This window comes from Collinsella aerofaciens (genome assembly GCF_039752955.1).
In the GTDB taxonomy this organism is placed as follows: domain Bacteria; phylum Actinomycetota; class Coriobacteriia; order Coriobacteriales; family Coriobacteriaceae; genus Collinsella; species Collinsella aerofaciens_BI.
Genome location: NZ_JBDMHB010000013.1, coordinates 1 through 2,518 on the forward strand (window position 1 = coordinate 1; position 2,518 = coordinate 2,518).

General features: G+C 59.3%; 2 protein-coding genes. One reads left to right on the top strand and one right to left on the bottom strand.

The window, feature by feature from the left end; genetic code table 11:
- Positions 1-293 precede the first annotated feature (293 nt).
- Positions 294-1,010, bottom strand: a complete 717-nt coding sequence (locus ABHR75_RS04530) for a YoaK family protein (RefSeq protein WP_346963748.1) — start codon at positions 1,008-1,010, stop codon at positions 294-296.
- 253 nt (positions 1,011-1,263) lie between these two features.
- On the opposite strand from ABHR75_RS04530, the gene ABHR75_RS04535 reads away from it, so the two are divergent.
- The coding region (locus ABHR75_RS04535; protein ID WP_346963749.1) for a YgiQ family radical SAM protein at positions 1,264-2,518 on the top strand (1,255 nt) is incomplete at its 3' end.

The following is a 2,518-nucleotide window of genomic DNA, read 5'->3' on the forward strand; positions in this document are numbered from 1 at the left end:
GCCTAGGATATCAACTGATTCCGGATATCGGACACAGGGGCCGCAAGGGCCCTTACACCAACTTTCTCGACACTACCGGCATATGTCCATCCCCTCAACTAATAATCATAGCTGGAAAGATGACATTTTTATTCTATAGCCTCAAGCAACACGCTTTGCTGACGTCAAATCTTGTCATTACAAACATGCACCTTAGCGCTTAAGACTCAAAAAAGGGGGCGGCCGAGATGGCCGTCCCCTCCCCAATAATGATCAGTGCGACAAAGGGGCCAGCCCCTTGCCGTATCCTGCCGTTATTTTTGGCAGCCCTCTTTCCAAGCCTCGGCCGCAACCTTCCAGCGTAAGCGCAAGTCGCGCTCACGGTCGATGAACATGATGGCAAACGCAACAAACAGCAGCAAGCTCGCCACGACGATGGCGTGCAGGCCCATGCGCTCAATACACCAGTTGCCCAACACGGCGCCAAACACAAAGGTAAAGATCACGCCAAAGTACAGCAGGCCGTTTTCCAAAAAGCCGCGCCTGTGGGTGATGATGTAATCGTCCACGTTTTGCAGCGCGTTGCGCAAGTTGCCGATGCACATGGTCGTAGCGATGCCGTGACCGTGGATCTTGCGGAAGCTCTCGACCTGCATGCCGCAGGCAAACGAGGTGAGGCAGTTGGCGAGCAGGTTGAAATTGCCGCCCGGGATAAAGCTCACGCCCAGCAAGATGACGGCTTCAAAGAACACCGTCACCTGACGCCAGTGAATCACGCTGCCAAACCGCTCGTGTACCAGATCGGCAAGCATAATACCCACGGCAAACGACACCACAGGGAAGAAGTAGCGCTCCGCAAGTGCCCAGTTGCCCTCCGAGATGCTCACGCCCACGAGCAGGATGTTGCCTGTCTGCGCGTTGGCGAAAACATGGTCGCGCCCAATGTACGAATACACGTCCATAAAGCCACCGGCGAGCGCCAAGATGATGCCCAGCTCAATAGACTCCGATATCTGTTTGGCACGCTGCATCGTCGTGCATCCTCCTTGTTGACGACTCTCTCGTGCGTTGGCGGAAACATAGCCGCCGTTCATACTGTAACCCATTGACAACATGGCGTGCGCGCGAGACGACCCCTTCGACACAGGGATACACAGTCTGGAAACAAACGCCACCCGCATCGACGCGCCAATCCGCCAGCTCATGTACTCCACCAGTCTTTTTAGCCCCGTCCCAAAAAGACTGGTTACAATTACGTGCAGCATACAAACACCGGGAGGGATCGTGGCAAAAAAGCCTCAGCACGCTCAGAACAACCAGCGCAGTCAGCAGGGCAAACAGGGCCAGCAGCAAAAGCGCGGCGGTAAGACGCAAGGCTCGCGACCCACGCATGCCTCTGCAGCGCCCGCCCGTCCCTGGCGCCCGGGCCGCGATAAGTTCCTCCCCGTCAGCCGCACCGACATGGATGCCCGCGGCTGGGACCAGTGCGACTTTGTCTACATCTGCGGCGACGCCTACGTGGACCACCCCAGCTTTGGCATGGCCATCATCAGCCGCGTACTCGATGCACACGGCTACAAGGTGGGCATCATCTGCCAGCCCGACTGGACCGATCCCGCCAGCATCACCGTGCTCGGCGAGCCGCGCCTGGGCTTTTTGGTCAGTGCCGGCAACATGGACTCCATGGTCAACCACTATTCGGTGACCAAGCACCGCCGCCACACCGACGCCTATACCCCCGGCGGCGAGGAAGGCCACCGCCCCAACCGAGCCGTCACGGTCTACGGCAACCTTATCCGCCAGACGTTCAAGGATGCCCCCATCATCATCGGCGGCATCGAGGCGAGCCTACGCCGTCTGGCCCACTACGACTACTGGCAGGACAAGCTCAAACGCTCGGTACTGCTCGACTCGGGCGCCGACATCCTCATCTACGGCATGGGCGAGCACGCGATTGTCGAGATTGCCGACGCGCTCGACGCGGGGCTGCCCGTCGATCAGATCACCTATATCAACGGCACCGTCTACCGCACGGGTTCGCTCGACGAGGTCTACGACTACGACCTGCTGCCCAGCTGGGACGACCTTACCGCCGACAAGCTCAACTACGCACGCAGCTTCAATGTGCAACAGCAGAATATGGATCCCATCACCGGGCATCGCCTGGTAGAGCCCTACCCCAACAGCGTCTATGTGGTGCAGAACCCGCCGTCGGCGACGCTCACCACCGATGAGATGGACGAGGTGGCCGAGCTCCCCTATGCACGCGATTGGCATCCCGACTACGACGCGGCAGGCGGCGTGCCGGCCTTTGCCGAGATCAAGTTTTCCATTAGCTCCAACCGCGGCTGTTTTGGCGAGTGCTCGTTTTGCGCGCTCACCTTCCACCAGGGCCGCGTGCTGCAGATGCGCAGCCACGATTCGATCATGCGCGAGGCCGAGCTGCTCACGCACGATCCCGAGTTTAAGGGCTACATCAACGACGTGGGCGGACCGACGGCAAACTTTAGCCGCCCTGCCTGCGACAAGCAGCTCAAGC

Bases quoted from the DNA above. Each gene is read 5' to 3' on its own strand.
- ABHR75_RS04530 (WP_346963748.1), bottom strand. From the start codon at position 1,010: ATGCAGCGTGCCAAACAGATATCGGAGTCTATTGAGCTGGGCATCATC.